Origin of the sequence: Nocardia sp. NPDC059764 (assembly GCF_042732555.1) — a bacterium.
In the GTDB taxonomy this organism is placed as follows: domain Bacteria; phylum Actinomycetota; class Actinomycetes; order Mycobacteriales; family Mycobacteriaceae; genus Nocardia.
Genome location: NZ_JBHWHH010000009.1, coordinates 48,871 through 66,684, shown reverse-complemented (window position 1 = coordinate 66,684; position 17,814 = coordinate 48,871). Strand labels below are relative to the sequence as shown.

Here is a 17,814-nt window from a genome sequence, read left to right as displayed (position 1 = left end):
GCGTAGTTTGCCCGGATCTCGGTGGGTGCCGCGACGGCCGGTGTGTTCGCCGCGGCGCTGGTCACCCGAGGTCAGGCGGTCACCGGTTCGGGCCCGCGATCGACGCTCGCGGCCCGCACCGAGCGGCGGCCGAAGCGGATGGTGCCGTCCTCGATTCGCCCGTGCCGCAAGGTGATCACGTCCTGCGCGTAGTTCATGCCCAGCCGCCACGGCGGGCGCGATCCGGCTTTGGGGAAGCGGTCCATCGACCGCAGCACGTAGCCCGCCTGGAAGTCGAGCAGCGGCGTGGTGGTCACCGCGGGGTCCGGCCACGGCGTGGCTTGGCTGTACCCGTGCTCGTCGAGGTGCCGCAGCAGCCGGCAGACGAATTCGGCGACCAGGTCGGCTTTGAGCGTCCAGGAGGCGTTGGTGTAGCCGATGGTGAAGGCGAAATTCGGGACGCCGCTGAGCATCATGCCCTTGTAGGCCATGGTGTCGGAGGCGGCGATCTCGCGCCCGTCGACGGTGAGCGCGATGCCGCCCAATGCCAGCAGATCCAGTCCGGTCGCGGTCACCACGATGTCGGCGGGCAGTTCGGCCCCGGATTCGAGGCGGATTCCGTCCGCGGTGAATCGTTCGATGCGGTCGGTGGCCACCGAGGCGCGTCCGGCGCTGATCGCCCGGAACAGATCCCCGTCCGGAACCAGGCACAGCCGCTGATCCCACGGGTTGTAGCTGGGATTGAAATGCGTGTCGACGTCGTAACCGTCGGGCAGCTGCTTGATGGTGAGGTCGCGGAAGAACTTGCGCATCATGGCGGGTCGCCGCTGGCTGAGCTGGTAGATGACGGTGCCGATGGCCACGTTCTTCCAGCGGGTGACGGCGTAGGCGCGCCGCTCCCCCAGCCATTGCCGCAGTTTGGTGGCGACGGCGTCGACGCTCGGCGCGGACATGATGTAGGTGGGTGAGCGCTGCAGCATGGTGACGTGCGCCGCGGTCTCGGCCATGGCGGGCACCAGTGTCACCGCGGTCGCGCCGCTGCCGATCACCACGACCCGCTTTCCGGCGTAGTCGAGTTCGGCGGGCCAGTGCTGCGGATGCACGACCTGTCCTCGGAACTCGTCCAGCCCGGCGAACTCCGGGACATAGCCCTCGTCGTAGCGGTAGTAGCCGCTGCACAGGTAGAGGAAGTCGCATGTGATGGTCGAGCCCCTGCCGTCATGCTCGTATCCGACGGTCCAGCGCGCTTCCTCCGAGTCCCACGAGGCCCCGGTCACGTTGTGCCCGTACCGGATTCGCCGGTCGATGCCCGCGTCGGCGGCGGTGTCGCGAATGTAGGACAGGATGGCGGGCCCGTCCGCGATGGCCTCGGCCGCCACCCACGGCCGGAACCGGTACCCGAGGGTGTGCATGTCGGAGTCCGACCGCACCCCCGGATACCGGAACAGGTCCCAGGTCCCGCCCATGGCCTCGCGGGCCTCGAGGATGGCGTAGCTGCGGTCCGGGAACGCGTCCTGCAGATGGTGCGCCGCCCCGATCCCCGACAGTCCGGCGCCGACGATCAGCACGTCCACGTGTTCGGTCATCGTCCCGCTCCCTTCGAGGCCCGGGTCCGCGCCAGGCCCATCACGACCGACAGCACGTCGAAGTAGTGCGTCGGGGTCACCCGGGTGAGGATGTCGAACAGATACGCGTCGGGTCCGACGAGGATGCGCGCCTTGCCGCGTTCGACTCCGCGGCAGATGATCTCGGCCGCCTTCTCCGGGCTGGTCATGGTCATGGCCTCGAATTCGGCGGCCATCTGCTCGTGGCTGCGGCCCCGGCCCTCGGGGTCCTGCCGGACGCGACCGTTGCGGGCGATATTGGTGCGGATGCCGCCGGGGTGCACGGTCACCGCCGAGACGCCGGTCCCCCGCAGTTCCTGCCGCAGCGCGTCGGTGAATCCGCGCACCGCGAATTTCGCCGCGCAGTAGGCGCTCTGGTACGGCATGCCCGCCAGCCCGAACACGCTGGAGGTGTTGACGATCGCGCCGCTGCCCTGTTCGACCAGGATCGGCAGGAAGGCTCGCGTCCCGTTCACGACGCCGTCGAAGTTGATCTGCCGCAGCCATTCGTCGTCCTCGGGCACGGTGTCGAGCACCGAGGAGGACACGGCCACACCGGCATTGTTGAAGACCGCGGCCAGGGGTGCGGTCAGCCACGCCTGCACTTCCTCGGCGAACGCGAGCTGGTCGGCGGCGTCGCGCACGTCCAGTACCCGGGTCAGCACCGGCCCGTTCAGTCCGGCCGCGGTCTGCTTCAATCCGTCGGCGTCGATATCGGCGATGGCCACCGGTGACCCACGGCGGGACAGCAGTTGGGCCAGTCCCCGCCCGATTCCCGAGGCCGCGCCGGTGATCATGACCGGGTGGCCGGACAGCGGCCTAGAGGTTCGGGGCATCGGAACTCCTGGATTCGGCGGTGCGGATGTGGGTGTCGATGAGGTCGGCGAAGGTGGGCCAGAGCGCGACCGGCAGATCGTGGCCCATGCCCGGCACGGTGTGCAGGCGCGCGCCCGCGATCGCGGCGGCGGTCACCGCGCCGCCGGTGGGGTTCACCATCGGGTCGCGGTCGCCGTGCACCACCAGGGTGGGCGCGGTGATGGTCCGCACCTCGCGAGTCCGGTCCCCGGACTTGAGGATTCCGGCGAGCTGCCGCCCGACGCCCGCCGCCGGGCGCGGATCGCGATCCCAGGTCAGGCCCGCCGTGGCCCGGATCCGCGGCTCGTCGAGGGGATATCCGGCCGACCCGATGTGCCGGTACATGCGCACCGCGCCCTCGACGTGCTCCTCCCGCGTGCGAGCGGGCTTGGCGAACATGCGAATCCAGGTGGACGGCGCGGGCCGCCCGACCCGCGGCGCACCCGTGGTGGAGAAGATCGACGTCAGCGAGGACACCCGCTCGGGATAGCGGGCGGCCACGGTCTGGGCGATCATCCCGCCCATGGACATGCCGACCAGATGCGCCGACCGCCAGCCGAGGATGTCGAGCAGTCCGGCGGTGTCGGCGGCCATATCCCCGAGATCGTATTGCTGTGCGTCCCAGCGCTTGCGGGCCATGGCGAGACCACCCGGCGGCCGGAACCCGGCGTGGGTGGAGGTGCCGACGTCGCGATTGTCGAATCGCACCACGTCGTAGCCGCGGACCACGAGCTGCGCGACCAGACCGTCGTGCCATTCGTGCTTCTGTTGTCCGAGCCCGGCGATGAGCAGCAACGGCACACCCGCGCCCTGCCGCTCGTAGGTCAGGGTGATGCCCCGCCCGACCTCGGCGACCCGCTCGCTCATGCGGTCACCTGCTCGCCGCGCGCGTCCCGGGAGTCGGCGGATTCGTCTGTGACAGTGCTGGATTCGACCGACACCGCGCCGGTCTCGCCGGATTCGACGTCGGCGGTCGACCGCGGCGTCCTGCGGTACACGACCGCGCGCCCCTTCTTCGCGGGAGCCAGCGCGACCCCGCGGAAGTGGGTGCGCTCGTCGGGCGCGTCGGTGGGCGCGAGGGTGAAGTCGCGCAGCAGCACCCGCAGCACCACGTTCATCTCCATGGTCGCGAACGCCGCTCCGATGCACCGGCGCGCGCCGCCGCCGAACGGAATCCAGTTGAACGTCCCCGGCCGCGCGTCGAGGAACCGGTCCGGGTCGAAATCGCGTGGGTTGGCGAACAATTCCGGATTGTCGTGCATGAGCCGGATGCTGACCAGGACGTGCTGGCCACGCGGCAGCGTCCAGCGGCCCAGCCGGAAGTCGTCCACCCGCACCTTGCGGGCGGTGGCGTCGATGACCGGGCGCACCCGCTGGACCTCGAGCAGCGTCGCCTCGCGCAGCGCGGAGCCGCCCGCGTCGGTCTCCTCGACCAGGCGCGCCAGGATGTGTGGGTGCCGGCGCAGCCGTTCGACGGTCCAGGCCAGCGAGGTGGCGGTGGTCTCGTGGCCCGCGGTGAGCAGGGTGAGCAGCTCGTCGGCGATCTCGCTGTGTGTCATGGCCGAGCCGTCGTCGTAGCGGGCCTGCAGCAGCATGGCCAGGACATCGTCGCGGTCGGCCAGGTGCGGGTCGGCGGCGGCGCGGCGGATGAGCCGTCCCACGATCTCGTCGTAGCTCGCGCGGTGGGCCTGGAACCGCGCCCACGGCCCGAAGCGCCCGAACAAGCCCTGCGGCACCGGCAGCGTCGCCAGCGCGGAGGCGACCAGCACCAGTTTCGGGATCACCTCGCGCAGTTGCTCGAATTCCGCTCCCTCCGCACCGAATACGGCGCGCAGGATCACATTGAGCGTGATGCGCATCATCGAATCCATGGTCGCGAATTCGCGCCCCGAGGGCCAGGTGGCCATCTCGCGGATGGCCTCCTCCTCGATCAGCGATTCGTAGACCGCCAGCCGCCGCCCGTGGAAGGGCGGGGTGAGCAGTTTGCGCTCCTTGCGGTGCTCCTCACCGCGCCGCGCGAACAGCGAACCGGGGCCCAGGAATTGGCCGAGGTTGATGTCGAGATTGTCGACCAGATCGGTGTGGGTGGTGAACAGCGCCTTCACCTCGGCGGGGTCGGACAGCACGACGGTGGGCCCGAAGCGCGGCATCGACACCACGAACGCCGACCCGTAGCGCTGATGCAGCCGCCGCCAGGCGCGGGTGCGCCCGGCCAGAATCTCGATGCCCTGCACGAAGCCCGGCGTCGTCGGTCCGTCGGGCAGTGTCACTGTGGTCATGCGCCATCTCCCAGCGTGGTACTTCTTCGTACCAGCGCGACGGTACGCCCGTGTACCACGGTGTGGCAAGGGTCACTTTCGCGACGTCAGGGGCGATGGGGTGGCGTTTCCGCTTACTGGCCGGTGCCGACGAGCAGCGCGACGATGGCCTGGACGAATCCCTCGATGCGTTCACGGGGGTATACATCCGGTTCGCTGACCGCCAGCCGGCCCAGCATCTCGGCGATGGTCAGCAGCGAATCGGTGAGCAGGCCGGAATCGATTCCGGCCCAGCGGGAATCGGCGATCAGGCCCATGCGGACCAGGGCCTCGGCCCGGTCGAAGATGCCCGCGCGGGAGCTGCGGATGGCCTCGCGGTATTCGTCGGGGGCATTGCCGGGGCCCGAGAGCAGCAGTCGCCAGCGGGTCGGATTGTCCAGGGCCACATCGACGAACGCGCGGACCGAGGCGGAGGCCGCGACCACCGGATCCGCTCCGAGCAGGTCGGTGGGCAGGGTGTCGGCGACCTGCTCGAGGGCGCGTTCGCGTTCGCGTTCCAGCAGGGCGGCGACGAGCTCGGCACGAGTCTTGAAGACGGTGTACAGCACGGGTTTTCCCACGCCCGCCTCGGCGGCGACGGCCTCCATGCTGAGCTCGTGGAGTTCGGCCTTCTCCAGGACCGCGAAGGCGGCGTCGAGCAATTGCGCGCGGCGCTCCCCGGGTGGCAACCGGGGCGCGTAGCGCCGGCGCGGGCGGTCCGCCGTCATGCCCTCATCCCCTGCCTCCACCTTCATCGGGCCCATTCTGTCATCCCGGATCGCGAGGTCACGCGCCCGTCCAGGGTAAAGCTACGCGACCGTTGTATTCATTCCCGGCAATTGCTACGGTGGCGTTGTATTCCATGGGATCGAACCTGCAGAGGAGCCCCCAGTGACCTTCGATCCGACCACCCTCCGCCGCGACGACTACGGCTTCTTCGGCCCGGATTCCCCGAGCTGGAAGGTGTGGACCTCCCCCACCGCCGTCATCGGATTCCAGCGCGCGGTCACCCTCGAGCACTTCGATCCGTTCCTGACCGCGGCCGTCGCCGACACCGGCAAGATCTACTCCGAGCCGCGCGACCGCCTCGACGCCACCTTCGCGTACTTCCTGATCGTGGCCATCGGCGATTCCCGCACCGCCATCCAGGCCTCGGAGCACCTGATGACGGTACACGCCGAGAACACCGGCATCGAGCCGATCAGCGGTCAGCGCTACAGCGCCAACTCCCCCGACACCCAGCTGTGGATCCACATCACGGGCTGGCAGTCGGTGCTCAAGGCCTACGAGATGTTCGGGCCCGGGCTGACTCCCGAGGAGGAGGCCCAGTACTGGCGGGAGTGCCGCATCGCCGCCGAGCTGCAGACCTGCAAACCCGAGGACGTGCCGATCACCCGCGAAGGCGTGCGTCAGTACTACGCGGATGTCCGTGCGCGCCTGTGCACTTCGGAGGCCGCCCAGGACGGAATGCGGCAGCTGCTGTTCACCTCGCCCAAGAACGGCGCGGGCTGGACCTATGCGCTCGGCGCGCGACTGCTGTCGTTCGCTTCGATCGCGACCCTGCCGAAGTGGCAGCGCAAGCTGGGCCAGTTCGACCGGCCCGGCTTCGTGGATCTGATGGTGCGCCCGGCGGGCCGGATCCTGGTGTGGCTGTTCACCCTTTTCGACAAGAAGGGCCTGATCATGGCCGCGCCGATCATCGCGCCGATGGCCGGGCAGATCCTCGAACAGCACATCAAGGGTGACCTGCCCGCGCGGCTGGAGACGGTGACCCCGGCCGATGCCCGCCGCCGCTACGGGACGCGCGGGCATCGGACCGTCACCGCCGCAAGCTGATCCGAGTCAGATCAGCGGTGTGAAGTCGCGGCTGGCCAGGTACTCCGGCCGCGGACCCGGCGCGGAGTACGGGTCGCGCAGGGTGTTCTCGACGCTGTTGAACACCAGGAACAGATTCGAGCGCGGGAACGGCGTGATGTTGCCCGAGGACCCGTGCATCAGGTTCGAGTCGAACAGCAGCGCCGAGCCCGCCGGACCGGTGAACTGGGTGACGCCGTGCTTGCCCGCCAGATCGGTGAGCGCCTCCTGGGAGGGCACGCCGATCCGCTGCTCCCGCAACGACACCCGGTGATGGTCGGTGGGCGTCTCGCCCTGGCACGGCACGAACGTGCGGTGCGAGCCGGGCATGACCATCAGGCTGCCGTTGAACGGGTAGTTGTCGGTCAGGGCGATCGACAGGCTCACCGCGCGCGGGGCGGGCATGCCGTCCTCGGCGTGCCAGGTCTCGAAGTCGGAGTGCCAGTAGAACCCGGCGCCGGTGAACCCGGGCATGTAGTTCACCCGGGCCTGGTGCAGGTAGACATCCGAGCCGAGGATCTGGCGGGCCAGACCCGCGATCCGGTCCTGGCGCACCAGCTCCCCGATCATCGGACTGAACCGGTGCACGTCGAAGACCGAGCGCACCCGATGCGAAGCCCGCTCGATGATCACGCGCTCGTCGAGCAGCAATTCGGGATCGCTGGTCAGGTGCTGCATCTCGGTCGCCACCGCCCGCACCTCGTCCGGGTCGAGCAGCATGTCCAGCACGGCGTAGCCGTTGTCGTCGAACTCGGCCAGGCCGTGGGAGTCGATCGGGCCCCAGACCGTCGGGTCGTCGCGCTCGATGGGCGGCGTCCCGGCGACCGTGCGGGTGCGGTAGCGGTCGATCAATCCGTAGTCGGACAGGGTCATGCGAATCTCCTAGTCGACGGCGACCAGCGGGTAGATACCGTTCTCGTCGTGGACCTCCTGCCCGGTCACCGGCGGATTGAACACGCACAGCATGCGCATCCGGGTGCGGGCGAACAGGCGGTGGCGTTCGTGGCCGTCGAGCAGATACATGGAGCCGGGGCCCAGCTCGTAGGTGACGCCGTGGTCGAGATCGACCAGGGTGCCGTCGCCCTCGACCAGCCAGACGGCCTCGACGTGATTCCGGTAGTGGAACTCGTGGACGGACTCGGCGTCGATGGTGGTCTCGTGGAACGAGAACCCGACCCGGTCGCCGCCCAGCACGATCCGCTTGCTGCGCCAGCCCGGACCCGCGACATCGCGGTCGGTGCCGGTGATCTCGGCGGTGGTGCGCACGATCATATCAGCGACCCCGTCCGCTGCCGAGGGCGTCCAGCGAGGAGGCCAGCAGTTCCAGGCCGTGATCGAGCTCGGACTCGGAAATGGTCAGCGGCGGAAGCAGTTTCACCACCTCGTCCTCGGGACCGGAGGTCTCGATCAGCAGTCCGCGCTGGAAGGCGGCGGCGCACACCTTCTCCGCCTGGGAGGCGTCATCGAAGACCAGGCCGTGCACCAGCCCGCGCCCGCGGGCGCTCACGCCGTCGAAGGCGGCGGCCATACCGGTCAGGGCGCGATCGATGCGCGCGCCCTTGGCCCGGGTGGCCGACTCCAGGCCGTCGTCGGACCAGTAGTGCTCGATGGCGGTGCGGGCGGTCACGAAGGCCGGGTTGTTGCCGCGGAAGGTGCCGTTGTGCTCGCCCGGCTTCCACTGGTCCAGTTCGGGTTTGAACAACACCAGCGCCATCGGCAGGCCGTAGCCGCCGATCGACTTGGACAGGGTGACGATATCCGGTGTGATGCCGGCGTTCTCGAAGGAGAAGAACGGGCCGGTGCGGCCGCAGCCCATCTGCACGTCGTCCACGATCAGCAGAATCTCGCGCGCGGAGCACAATCCGGCCAGCTTGCGCAGCCATTCCACACTGGCGATATTGACCCCGCCCTCACCCTGCACGGTCTCGACGATGACCGCGGCCGGGCTGTCCAGACCGGAGGAGGCGTCGTCGAGGACCCGCTCCATCCATTCGAAGGAGTCGCCCTCGGTGCCGGACAGGTAGCCGTCGAAGGGCATCGAGGTGGCGTGCTGCAACGGCACGCCCGCGCCCGCCCGCTTGGCGGCATTGCCGGTGACCGACAGCGCGCCCAGCGTCATACCGTGGAAAGCGTTGGTGAAGTTGAGGATCTCGGTGCGGCCGGTCACCTTGCGGGCCAGTTTCAGCGCCGCCTCCACCGCGTTCGCGCCGGTGGGTCCGGGAACTGCACCTTGTAGTCCAGGCCGCGCGGCCGCAGGATGCGTTCGCGCAGCGATTCCAGCAGTTCGCGTTTGGCGACGGTGGACATGTCCAGGCCGTGGGTCAGGCCGTCGCCCGCGATGTAGTCGAGCAGCGACTGCTTGAGCACCGGGTTGTTGTGGCCGTAGTTGAGCGCGCCCGCGCCGGCGAAGAAGTCCAGGTATTCGCGGCCGGTCTCGTCGTGCAGCCAGGATCCCGAGGCGGTGTCGAACACCGTCGGCCAGGAGCGGCAGTAGCCGCGCACATTCGATTCCAGATCCGCGAACACGGACAGGTCGGGGGTGGTGGTGATCATCGCGGTTCCTCCTGAGTGGTCACCGGTGCGATGCGGTAGAGATCCTCCGGCTGATGCCCGCCGGGGAATTGATCCGCCGAGAACAAGGTCGTGCGGGTCAGAGCCGCGCCCCGGCGACGGGCCAGGGCGGCGAACATGGCCACCGACGCCGGATTGTCCGGCGAGATGGTGGTTTCGAGCTGGGTGATGCCGTGCGCGGTGGTGCGTTCCAGCAGGGCGTCGAGCATGTCCACGCCGAGTCCGTGCCCGCGGTGTGGCTGGTCCACGGCCACCTGCCACACGAACAGGACATTGGGCCACGCCGGCCGGGTGTAACCGATGACGAAACCGGCTACCTCACCGTCGATCTCGGCGACCATCGACGTGGCCGGGAAATCACGGCACCACAGCAGATAGGCGTAGCTGGAGTTGGTGTCGAGTACCCGGGAGTTCTCGGCGATCTGCCACATGTGCGCGCCGTCGGCGAGCTCGGGTTCCCGGATCTGGATGGTTTGCTGGGATATCGCGTCAAATTTGCTGATTGGGATCTGCATGACCATCCCAGCCTGACCAAGCAACGTTGAGGTCTTCCATGCGAACTCATTGCGATCTCATGACGATCCGATGACTCCGCCCGGGACGAGGACCTCAGCGCGGCATGTCGAGGCGGTAGCCGAGCCCGCGCACCGTCACCACGATGCGGGGATCGGAGGGGTCGACCTCGATCTTCGTGCGCAAGCGGCGCACATGGACGTCGACGAGTCGTTCGTCGCCGAAGAAGCCTTCGTCCCAGGCTCTTTCGAGCAGCAGGGTGCGGGTGAGCACGCGGCCCGGATTCGCGGCCAGCTCGCACAGCAGCCGGAATTCGGTGATGGTCAACGGAATCTGCTCCTCGCCGCGGCGCACCGCGCCGCCCTCGGGCGAAAGCACCAGCGGCGCAGCATCGTCGGGGTCGAGCACGATCTCGGTCAACGGTTCGGCCATCGATTCGTCGGGCAGCCCGCCCAGGTGCGGGCGCCGCCGCAGCGCCCGCATGCGCGCGCTGATCTCCTTGATCTCGAACGGCTTGGTGACGAAGTCGTCGGCCCCCGCTTCCAGGGCGGCGACCACGTCGTGGGTGTCGTTGCTGGCGCTGACCACCATGATCGGCACCTCATGCGCGCGGCGGACCTCACGAATACAGGTGAAGGCGTCCATTTCACCGGACAAGAGGTCCACGACCATCACGTCCGGCGCGCCGTTCACCCGCAGCTGTTCCAGCGCGGCCTCGCCCGCGCCCGCCTCGGCGACCTCGTATCCTTCCTCTTCCATCGCCGCCCGCAAGGAGCCGCGGACTCCGTAGTCGTCCCCCACGATCATCAGGCTCGCACCCATATTTCAATTCCTTTTCGCGTTCGACAAAGTCGAATACCCGAACCATAGTTGCCCGAAACATGCTGACTTTTGCGGTGTGCACGCGATAGCTGGCGCGCATTGATGGAATTGCCACACGTCAAACGTGCTTTTCGCGCGACTCCGGAGGACGCCGCGGCTATTCACCCGGTCCGGTAACCCGCAGGTCGCATGTGCGACATTGTGAGAACAGGCACAAGGTGTTTCGAATGCGAAATCGCGGTTTTCGGGTGCTATTACCGGACGGCGATATCGATGACCGGCCCGCGTGCCGGATCCAGCCAGCGCATGAGCCGGTCCAGGTCGGCGGCGGGAACCGCGACACAGCCCGCGGTCGGGTGACCGTCGCCGACATGCAGGAAATACGCCGATCCGGCCCCCGCGACCACGGGAGCGCGGTTGTAGTCGATGACGACGGCGTGATCGTAGGCCGGGCCCGCGCTGCCGAGATCCTCACCGGCGGATTCGTCGAACGGGCAACTGCCCGGCGCGCAACTGTAATGCGTGTTGTAGTACCGCGACGCGGTGTCCGACACCCACCAGTCCGAGGTCGTCACCCGCCGGTACCGCAGCCGGGTGCCATTGTCGGCGGCGATGCCGAAAGCCTCTGTCAGTGACCAGATTCCGGCGGGCGAGCGGGTCGCGGATTCGCTGGCAGGACCGATGCCCTGGGCGCCGACATCGGCGCGCAACGGTCCGATCGCCCGAACCCACTGCGCCCCAACCCGATCCCACGCGCTGAGGGTGGCGGTGGTCGCGTCGGCCGAATCGGAGATCACGGTGATGACCTGCCCGGCCGGGCCGCGGTAGTCGGGTTGATCATCGGTCTCGGCGTGCCGTTGGCCGCAGCCGACGGTGCCGGTCAGCAGGGCCGCGGCGACCGCGGCCGCGCTGAGCAGGCGTCGACGGCGGGCGGCCATCAGGACAGGCGGTGCTCTTCGATATCGGTCGACAGCGTGTTGCCGTTCAGCTCCAGATACAGGTGCCGGTCGGTGATCGAGAGCGTGAGCGCGTTGCGGCGCTGCAGGAACTGGGTCGCGTCCTCGATGAAGGTGGGGTCGAACGAGTAGACGCGGATCTCCGAAGCGTGGTGAATCCGCTTGGCCGGGAGTTGCGCGAGCACCTTGACCGGATCGCGGTGGGTGTAGATGACCACGCGGTCAGCCAGTTTGCTGCCCCGGTGGATGCGGGCGGCCTCGGGCGCGCCCACATCGATCCAGGCGGTCATGCGGGTGGTGAGATCGCGGATCATCACCGGCGGCTCATCGGTCGAGGAGACCCCGCCGACACTGAACGCGATGCCTTCCTCGTACTCGAGGCAGTAGGCCAGCACCCGGGTCAGCATGTATTCGGCCGTCTCCGAAGGATGCTGGGCGACCCGCAGGTCCAACTCCTCGTACACCCCCCGATCGATATCGGACAGTTGCACGGCGAAGGTGTGGAGAGTCGCGTTCAGGGCCATAGTGCTTGCAGCTTAGAACACGCCGGGGCCAGGACTCGTCGCCGAAGCGGCCCGTCGCCAGGGCGGCGTCGCGCAGCCGGGCCGGGAAGCCCGGTCCCAGCCGGGCGGAGATGTCCTCGTAGCGCAGTGGTTCGCGGCAGTGCGCGCACACCACCTCGGCGTGGGTGTCGTGGTCGCAGGCGGTGTGATGCAGCAGCACCGGTTCGCCGGATTCGGGGGCCAGATAGCGGTCGCCCCAGGCCATCATGGCGGCGATCACCGGGAAGAAGTCGCGGCCCTGGGTGGTGAGCCGGCATTCGTGGCGCACCGGGCGATCCTGGTAGGGGACCTTGTCCAGCAGGCCCGCTTCCACCAGCCGGGTCAGCCGCTGGGTGAGGACATTGCGGCTGAGTCCGAGGGTGGATTCGAAATCGTCGAAACGCTTGGCGCCGTGCAAAAGAAGCTCGTACGTTTCATGTGTTGACGTCCTCCCAGCCATGAAGGCCGGGATTCCTCCTGCGACGTGGTGTGTCGCTCCGGTGGGTTCCTGTTTCACAGGGACGTGCCTTCCGCTAGGCGGCAGGGCTTACAGTCCCTCCACAGGCGTTTAGCCTCTCCGCCCGTCCGGCGGCGAGGATGTTGTGTGCCGCGTTCAGGTCGCGGTCGTGAGTGGTTCCACACGTGCATGTCCACTCGCGCACATGCAGGGGCTTCTGGTCCCCGACAACGCCGCACTTCGAGCACATGCGGGTGGACGGGAAGAATCGGTCCACCTTCGAGAAGTGCCGCCCGTATCGGGCAGCCTTGTCCTCCAGCATTCGGACGAACATGCCCCACCCGGCGTCGTGCACCGATTTCGCCAACCGGGTGCGGGCGAGACCTTTGACGCTCAAATCCTCGACGAAAATCGCTTGGTTGTCGCGAATGATCCGCGAGGAGTGCTTGTGCGCCCAATCCCGGCGCGTATCGGCAACCTTCGCGTGCGCCTTCGCGACACGCAGCCGCGCCTTGGCCCGGTTGGCGGAGCCTTTCCCCTTACGGGACAACGTCTTCTGCGCCTTCCGCAAACGCCGTTCGGCATGCCGCAGGAACCGAGGGGACGCGATCGTATGCCCGTCCGACAAGACAGCGAACATCGCCAACCCGAGGTCAATACCCACCTCGGACTCAGCCGCGGGCAATGACTGGCCGTCGACGACGACAACGAACGACGCGAAATACCTTCCCGCCGCATCCTTGACGATCGTCACCGACGAAGGGACCGAAGGCAGCTCCCGCGACCAGGAGACCCTCAGTTCCCCGACCTTGGCCACGTACAGCTTCCGATTCGCCCGCAACGAGAATCCGTTGCGGGTCAACCGGATCGACTGTCGGTTGTCCTTGCGGGACCGGAACCGGGGCGGGGCGACCTTCGCGCCCTTACGTTTGCCGGTGACCGAGGAGAAGAAACTGCGATAGGCGGTGTGCAGATCGCCCAGCGCCTGCACCAAAACCACCGACGAAACCTCGCTGAGCCATGCGCGTTCGGGAGTCTTCTTCGCATCGGTGATCACATGGGTTTGCAGGACCGAGTCCTTGACGTACGGAAGCCCCGCCTCGTGTGCTTCCCGCCGCGCCGCCAGCGCGTCGTTGTACACCACCCGAGCGCATCCGAACGCCCGCGCCAGTGCTATCCGCTGGCCAGGCGTCGGGTGAACGCGGTAGTTATACCGAAGCTGCACAAAAGCGAGCGTACCGTGCTGGCCTACGATATTGCCCGACTATCAAAGACCTAGTCGCAGTGTTGTTTCCGCGCTATATGGGACCGCCACTCCGTCATGCGTGAAGCGCAACTCAAGTCAGTTCACTTGCGCTACTGACTAGAGATCCTTGACCACGATCCCGAACGTGTGCGCGAACACCGGGGCCAGCTCGAGCAACTGCGTATTGGTGACCAGCGCCCCCGACAGCGACTCGACACCGCTGGAGACGCCGATCGACCGGGCCTCGCGCAGGTCCACGTTCTTCAGCTTCGCGTTGCGCAGCGACAGACCCGAGATCTCCGAGCCCGGGAAGCTCACCGAGGTCGCCTTGGCCTCGCTGATGTCCACATCGCGCAGCACGCAGTCCACGAACGAGACGTCGGTGAGCGTCGCGCCGCGCAGATTCACCGAATCGAACTTGCAGTTGTGGAAGCTCACCCGGCGCAGCACCGACCCGAACGCCTCCACCCCCGACAGCGCGGCCATCACGAATTCCGCGTCTATCCAATTGGTTTCGGACAGGTCGGTGCGGATCCATCGGGTGCTGTTCAGCCAGACGTCGTTGAAGCGCGAATACCGGAAGAAGCCGCCGTTCACGGTGGTGGCCGAGATGGCGCACTCGGTGAAGGTGACCCCGCGCAACTGCGGGTCGTCGAGAGACAGGCCGTCAAAATGCGCGCAGTCGTACGCGCCTTCGTCGCGCAGCGCGTCCTGCGGTTCCAGAAAGCGGGCGAAGGGCAGGTCGGCCAGCTCACGCGGCATTATCGGGCTCCTTGCTGATGACGATGACGAGCTCGGATCGGCGAACACGCCCGACTGTATGCCCGTCAGCGCGGCGCGGATTCGCCGGAGGTGAGTGCGGCGAGCAGATCGCGCAGGGTATAGCGCTGCTCCGGAGTGAGGGCGGCGAACATCTCCTCGGCGGCGTCGCGCCGGGCCGCGAACATGCGGTCGAGCGCCTCACGACCGGCCGCGGTCAAGGTCACCAGGGTAGCGCGGCGATTGGCCGGATCCGCTTCGCGGGCAACCAGACCCGCGGCGACCAGCGCGTCGACCACGGTGGTGGCCGAGCGCGGCACGATGCCCAGGTGCTCGGCGAGCGCGGACATGCGCAGTGGTTCGTCGGCGTGCTCGGCGGCGCGGCCGATGATGCGCAGCGCGCGGGCCTGGGCGGGGGTCAGGCCGAGCGGGGACAGTCGCGCGGACTGGGTGCGGTGCAGGCGTTTGGTCGCGTGCAGGAACAGTTCGGCGAGGTCGTCCTCGCGGGGTTCCCCGGTGGCGCGCGGCTGGTCCGCGGGCGTGCTCGACATAATTCAGAGCATAACTCATTGTCCTCGGAACAATAATGAGTCAGACTCAGTTACAGCGTGTGACTCCCTGCGAAAGGAGGCGCTATGGCTTCGAAAGACACACAGACTCCGGAAACGGAACTTCGCCGGATCGTCCGGCTCTTCCAGCCCTATCGGGGACGCCTGGCCCTGGTCGCGGCCCTGGTCGGCCTGGCCTCGCTGGCCGGTCTGGCCTCCCCGTTCCTGCTGCGCGGCATCATCGACGACGCCCTGCCCGGCGGGCGCACCGGCCTGCTCACCCTGCTGGCCGCGGGCATGATCGCCGTGGCCGCGCTGAACAGCGTGTTCGGCGTACTGCAGACCTACATCTCCACCGGCGTCGGCCAGGACGTCATGCACGATCTGCGCTCGGCGGTCTACGCGCGGCTGCAATCCATGCCGCTGTCGTTCTTCACCGCCACCCGCACCGGCGAGGTGCAGTCGCGCATCGCCAACGACATCGGCGGCATGCAGTCCACCGTCACCTCGACACTGACCTCCCTGGTCTCCAACTTCACCTCCGTCGTCGCGGCGGTCATCGCCATGTTCGCGCTCGACTGGCGGCTCACCCTGGTCTCGCTGGCCATGCTGCCGCTGTTCGTGTGGATCAGCCGCCGCGTCGGCTCCGAGCGCCGGCGCATCACCGGGGAGAAGCAGCGCAAGCTGGCGGGCATGTCGGCGATCGTGGAGGAATCGCTCTCGGTGAGCGGAATCCTGTTGGCGCGCACCATGGGCCGCTCCCCCGCCCTGGTCGAGGACTTCACCCGGGAATCGCGCGGGCTGGTGGATCTCGAGATCCGCGCCAGTATGGCCGGGCGGTGGCGGCAGTCCACCATCTCCATCGTGATGGCGGCCATGCCCGCGGTGGTCTACTGGGCGGCGGGGATGACCGTGGCCTCGGGGCATCCGCTGGTGTCGATCGGCACCCTGGTCGCGTTCACGACGCTGCAGAGCGGTTTGCTGCGGCCGTCGGTGATGCTGCTGTCGACCGGTGTGGACATCCAGAGCTCGCTGGCGCTGTTCGGGCGGATCTTCGAATACCTGGATCTGCGACCCGATATCGAGGAGTCCGAGCGCCCCACCCCGCTGCCCGAGCGGGTGACCGGTGCGGTGCGGTTCGACCGGGTCGGCTTCGGCTACGACGCGGACCAGGACGTGCTCAGCGACATCGACATCGACGTGCCCGCCGGGACCAGCCTGGCCATCGTCGGCGAAACCGGTTCGGGCAAGACGACTCTCGGCTATCTGGTGGCGCGGCTCTACGACGTGACCGCCGGACGGGTCACCGTCGACGGGATCGACGTGCGGGACCTGTCGTTCGCCGATCTGTCCGCGGCGGTGGGCGTGGTGTCGCAGGAGACCTACCTGTTCCACTCCTCGGTCGCCGACAACCTACGCTTCGCCAAGCCCGATGCCACCGAGGACGAACTGCACGCCGCGGCGAGCGCGGCGCAGATCCACGACCACATCATGAGCCTGCCCGACGGCTACGACACGCTGGTCGGCGAGCGCGGCTACCGGTTCTCCGGCGGCGAGAAGCAGCGGCTGGCGGTGGCGCGGGCGATCCTGCGCAATCCGCCGATCATGGTGCTCGACGAGGCGACCAGCGCACTGGACACCCGCACCGAGCGGGAGGTGCAGACCGCCATCGACACGCTGTCGGCGAACCGTACGACCATCACGATCGCGCACCGATTGTCGACCATCCGCGACGCCGATCAGATCGTGGTCCTCGACCGCGGCCGGGTGGTGGAGCGCGGGACGCATCGGGAACTGGTCGAGCGCAATGGGTTCTACGCGGAGCTGCTGGCCCGCGACACCTTCGAGGACGTAGTCGGGGCGTTGGACGTCTGACCTGGACGGATCGCACCGATCGGGCCGGACCAATCGGTATTCTGAGTCCGGCCGACCGCAGCGGCCGGCCGCCACCGACCGTTATCGGGAGGATCCGGATGCCCACGACAGACAAGGTTTGGCCGCAAGGAACTCCGTGTTGGGTCGACTGCTCGGTCGACGATCCCGCCGCCGCGCGGGCCTTCTACTCCCAGCTGCTCGGCTGGGAAGTCCAGGACAGCCCGCCCGAGGCCGGCGGCTATCTGATGGCCATGCTCGACGGCAAACCCGCCGCGGGCATCGGACCCAAGATGGGCCCCGACCCCATGCCCTCGGTGTGGACCACCTACTTCGCCGCCGACAGCGCCGACGCGATCGCGGGCGCGGTGACCGAGGCCGGCGGCACGGTCTTCACGCCGCCCTTCGACGTCATGGACGTCGGGCGCATGTTCATCGCCGGCGACACCGCGGGCGCGGTGTTCGGCGTCTGGGAAGCCAAGGCGCACACCGGCGCCGGGATCTTCAACGAGCCGGGCGCGTACTGCTGGAACGATCTGCACACCAACGGCTACAAGCCGTCCCAGGACTTCTACAACGCGGTGTTCGGCTGGTCGTACGACGAGATCGGCAACGAGCAGATGCCCTACGCCACCTTCGCCGGTCCGGACGGACGGCCGATGGGCGGCATGGCCGACAGCACCGGGCAGCCCGGCGGCGGCCCCAACTACTGGCTGACCTGGTTCCAGGTCGCGGGCGCGGACGCCGCGCTGGACAAGGCGACCTCACTCGGCGCGACCGTGCTCATGGGCGCCTCGGACAGCCCCTTCGGACGCATGGGCATCGTGGCGGGCCCGCAGGGTGAGGTGTTCGGCCTCATCGACACCACCGTCACCAGCGGCTGATATCCGGAGCCGACGAAGGCCGAGTGGCGCTGCGCCACTCGGCCTTTCGATTTCT

General features: G+C 68.2%; 17 protein-coding genes and 2 pseudogenes. 3 read left to right on the top strand and 16 right to left on the bottom strand.

Annotation, left to right across the window (positions count from 1 at the left end; translation table 11 throughout):
- Positions 1–71 precede the first annotated feature (71 nt).
- The 5 genes from ACFV4K_RS03500 to ACFV4K_RS03480 all read right to left on the bottom strand — a co-directional run bounded on the left by ACFV4K_RS03500 (position 72) and on the right by ACFV4K_RS03480 (position 5,490).
- Positions 72–1,565, bottom strand: a complete 1,494-nt coding sequence (locus ACFV4K_RS03500) for a flavin-containing monooxygenase (RefSeq protein ID WP_379271769.1) — start codon at positions 1,563–1,565, stop codon at positions 72–74.
- Positions 1,562–2,419, bottom strand: coding sequence for an SDR family NAD(P)-dependent oxidoreductase (locus tag ACFV4K_RS03495; RefSeq protein ID WP_379271767.1), 858 nt, complete (start codon positions 2,417–2,419; stop codon positions 1,562–1,564). Before ACFV4K_RS03495 ends, ACFV4K_RS03500 begins: the two co-directional genes overlap by 4 nt.
- Positions 2,403–3,305 carry an alpha/beta fold hydrolase gene (locus tag ACFV4K_RS03490; protein WP_379271765.1) on the bottom strand — a complete coding sequence of 301 codons (903 nt, stop codon included), beginning with the start codon at positions 3,303–3,305 and terminating at the stop codon, positions 2,403–2,405. The genes ACFV4K_RS03495 and ACFV4K_RS03490 overlap by 17 nt, the downstream gene beginning before the upstream one ends.
- Positions 3,302–4,717: a cytochrome P450 gene (locus tag ACFV4K_RS03485; RefSeq protein ID WP_379271764.1), complete on the bottom strand. Its 1,416-nt coding sequence runs from the start codon at positions 4,715–4,717 to the stop codon at positions 3,302–3,304. Before ACFV4K_RS03485 ends, ACFV4K_RS03490 begins: the two co-directional genes overlap by 4 nt.
- A 113-nt stretch (positions 4,718–4,830) precedes the next feature.
- A complete protein-coding gene (locus ACFV4K_RS03480) occupies positions 4,831–5,490 on the bottom strand; it encodes a TetR/AcrR family transcriptional regulator (RefSeq protein ID WP_379271762.1) in 660 nt (219 codons plus the stop codon).
- A 136-nt stretch (positions 5,491–5,626) separates the two neighbouring features.
- On the opposite strand from ACFV4K_RS03480, the gene ACFV4K_RS03475 reads away from it, so the two are divergent.
- Complete coding sequence (locus tag ACFV4K_RS03475; RefSeq protein ID WP_379271760.1) at positions 5,627–6,571, top strand: oxygenase MpaB family protein; 945 nt, start codon at positions 5,627–5,629, stop codon at positions 6,569–6,571.
- A 6-nt stretch (positions 6,572–6,577) separates the two neighbouring features.
- Here the strand turns inward: ACFV4K_RS03475 and thpD are convergent, their stop codons facing one another.
- The 11 genes and pseudogenes from thpD to ACFV4K_RS03420 all read right to left on the bottom strand — a co-directional run bounded on the left by thpD (position 6,578) and on the right by ACFV4K_RS03420 (position 15,006).
- Positions 6,578–7,462: an ectoine hydroxylase gene (gene thpD, locus ACFV4K_RS03470; RefSeq protein WP_379271759.1), complete on the bottom strand. Its 885-nt coding sequence runs from the start codon at positions 7,460–7,462 to the stop codon at positions 6,578–6,580.
- 9 nt (positions 7,463–7,471) lie between these two features.
- Positions 7,472–7,861, bottom strand: coding sequence for an ectoine synthase (locus ACFV4K_RS03465; RefSeq protein ID WP_379271757.1), 390 nt, complete (start codon positions 7,859–7,861; stop codon positions 7,472–7,474).
- Position 7,862: 1 nt separating this feature from the next.
- A pseudogene (gene ectB / locus ACFV4K_RS03460) lies at positions 7,863–9,142 on the bottom strand (diaminobutyrate--2-oxoglutarate transaminase).
- The gene (gene ectA / locus ACFV4K_RS03455; RefSeq protein ID WP_379271755.1) at positions 9,139–9,675 is read right to left on the bottom strand and encodes a diaminobutyrate acetyltransferase; all 537 of its coding nucleotides are present in this window, start codon (positions 9,673–9,675) and stop codon (positions 9,139–9,141) included. The pseudogene ectB and the gene ectA overlap by 4 nt, the downstream one beginning before the upstream one ends.
- Positions 9,676–9,769: 94 nt before the next feature.
- Positions 9,770–10,495: a response regulator transcription factor gene (locus ACFV4K_RS03450; protein ID WP_379271754.1), complete on the bottom strand. Its 726-nt coding sequence runs from the start codon at positions 10,493–10,495 to the stop codon at positions 9,770–9,772.
- Between the two features lie 254 nt (positions 10,496–10,749).
- Positions 10,750–11,433, bottom strand: a complete 684-nt coding sequence (locus ACFV4K_RS03445; RefSeq protein WP_379271752.1) for a L,D-transpeptidase — start codon at positions 11,431–11,433, stop codon at positions 10,750–10,752.
- Positions 11,433–11,975, bottom strand: a complete 543-nt coding sequence (locus ACFV4K_RS03440) for a YaeQ family protein (protein ID WP_379271750.1) — start codon at positions 11,973–11,975, stop codon at positions 11,433–11,435. The genes ACFV4K_RS03445 and ACFV4K_RS03440 overlap by 1 nt, the downstream gene beginning before the upstream one ends.
- A 274-nt stretch (positions 11,976–12,249) precedes the next feature.
- Positions 12,250–12,453: pseudogene (locus tag ACFV4K_RS03435) on the bottom strand (winged helix-turn-helix transcriptional regulator); the annotation flags it as partial.
- A gap of 73 nt (positions 12,454–12,526) precedes the next feature.
- On the bottom strand, positions 12,527–13,675 hold the full coding sequence (locus ACFV4K_RS03430) for an RNA-guided endonuclease InsQ/TnpB family protein (protein ID WP_379271748.1): 1,149 nt from the start codon (positions 13,673–13,675) through the stop codon (positions 12,527–12,529).
- A gap of 138 nt (positions 13,676–13,813) precedes the next feature.
- Positions 13,814–14,458: a pentapeptide repeat-containing protein gene (locus ACFV4K_RS03425; protein WP_379271746.1), complete on the bottom strand. Its 645-nt coding sequence runs from the start codon at positions 14,456–14,458 to the stop codon at positions 13,814–13,816.
- A gap of 65 nt (positions 14,459–14,523) precedes the next feature.
- Positions 14,524–15,006 (bottom strand): MarR family winged helix-turn-helix transcriptional regulator, encoded by a 483-nt coding sequence (locus tag ACFV4K_RS03420; RefSeq protein ID WP_379271745.1) that lies wholly within the window; start codon positions 15,004–15,006, stop codon positions 14,524–14,526.
- A gap of 84 nt (positions 15,007–15,090) precedes the next feature.
- Here ACFV4K_RS03420 and ACFV4K_RS03415 point away from each other — a divergent pair, with 84 nt between their 5' ends.
- Positions 15,091–16,878, top strand: coding sequence for an ABC transporter ATP-binding protein (locus tag ACFV4K_RS03415; protein ID WP_379271743.1), 1,788 nt, complete (start codon positions 15,091–15,093; stop codon positions 16,876–16,878).
- A gap of 98 nt (positions 16,879–16,976) precedes the next feature.
- A complete protein-coding gene (locus tag ACFV4K_RS03410; protein ID WP_379271742.1) occupies positions 16,977–17,759 on the top strand; it encodes a VOC family protein in 783 nt (260 codons plus the stop codon).
- Positions 17,760–17,814 lie beyond the last annotated feature (55 nt).

Excerpts from the sequence above, each read along its gene's own strand:
- ACFV4K_RS03500 (WP_379271769.1), bottom strand. The coding sequence starts at position 1,565 with ATGACCGAACACGTGGACGTGCTGATCGTCGGCGCCGGACTGTCGGGG.
- ACFV4K_RS03495 (WP_379271767.1), bottom strand. The coding sequence starts at position 2,419 with ATGCCCCGAACCTCTAGGCCGCTGTCCGGCCACCCGGTCATGATCACC.
- ACFV4K_RS03490 (WP_379271765.1), bottom strand. The coding sequence starts at position 3,305 with ATGAGCGAGCGGGTCGCCGAGGTCGGGCGGGGCATCACCCTGACCTAC.
- ACFV4K_RS03485 (WP_379271764.1), bottom strand. The coding sequence starts at position 4,717 with ATGACCACAGTGACACTGCCCGACGGACCGACGACGCCGGGCTTCGTG.
- ACFV4K_RS03480 (WP_379271762.1), bottom strand. The coding sequence starts at position 5,490 with ATGAAGGTGGAGGCAGGGGATGAGGGCATGACGGCGGACCGCCCGCGC.
- thpD (WP_379271759.1), bottom strand. The coding sequence starts at position 7,462 with ATGACCCTGTCCGACTACGGATTGATCGACCGCTACCGCACCCGCACG.
- ACFV4K_RS03465 (WP_379271757.1), bottom strand. The coding sequence starts at position 7,861 with ATGATCGTGCGCACCACCGCCGAGATCACCGGCACCGACCGCGATGTC.
- ectA (WP_379271755.1), bottom strand. The coding sequence starts at position 9,675 with ATGCAGATCCCAATCAGCAAATTTGACGCGATATCCCAGCAAACCATC.
- ACFV4K_RS03450 (WP_379271754.1), bottom strand. The coding sequence starts at position 10,495 with ATGGGTGCGAGCCTGATGATCGTGGGGGACGACTACGGAGTCCGCGGC.
- ACFV4K_RS03445 (WP_379271752.1), bottom strand. The coding sequence starts at position 11,433 with ATGGCCGCCCGCCGTCGACGCCTGCTCAGCGCGGCCGCGGTCGCCGCG.
- ACFV4K_RS03440 (WP_379271750.1), bottom strand. The coding sequence starts at position 11,975 with ATGGCCCTGAACGCGACTCTCCACACCTTCGCCGTGCAACTGTCCGAT.
- ACFV4K_RS03425 (WP_379271746.1), bottom strand. The coding sequence starts at position 14,458 with ATGCCGCGTGAGCTGGCCGACCTGCCCTTCGCCCGCTTTCTGGAACCG.
- ACFV4K_RS03420 (WP_379271745.1), bottom strand. The coding sequence starts at position 15,006 with ATGTCGAGCACGCCCGCGGACCAGCCGCGCGCCACCGGGGAACCCCGC.
- ACFV4K_RS03415 (WP_379271743.1), top strand. The coding sequence starts at position 15,091 with ATGGCTTCGAAAGACACACAGACTCCGGAAACGGAACTTCGCCGGATC.
- ACFV4K_RS03410 (WP_379271742.1), top strand. The coding sequence starts at position 16,977 with ATGCCCACGACAGACAAGGTTTGGCCGCAAGGAACTCCGTGTTGGGTC.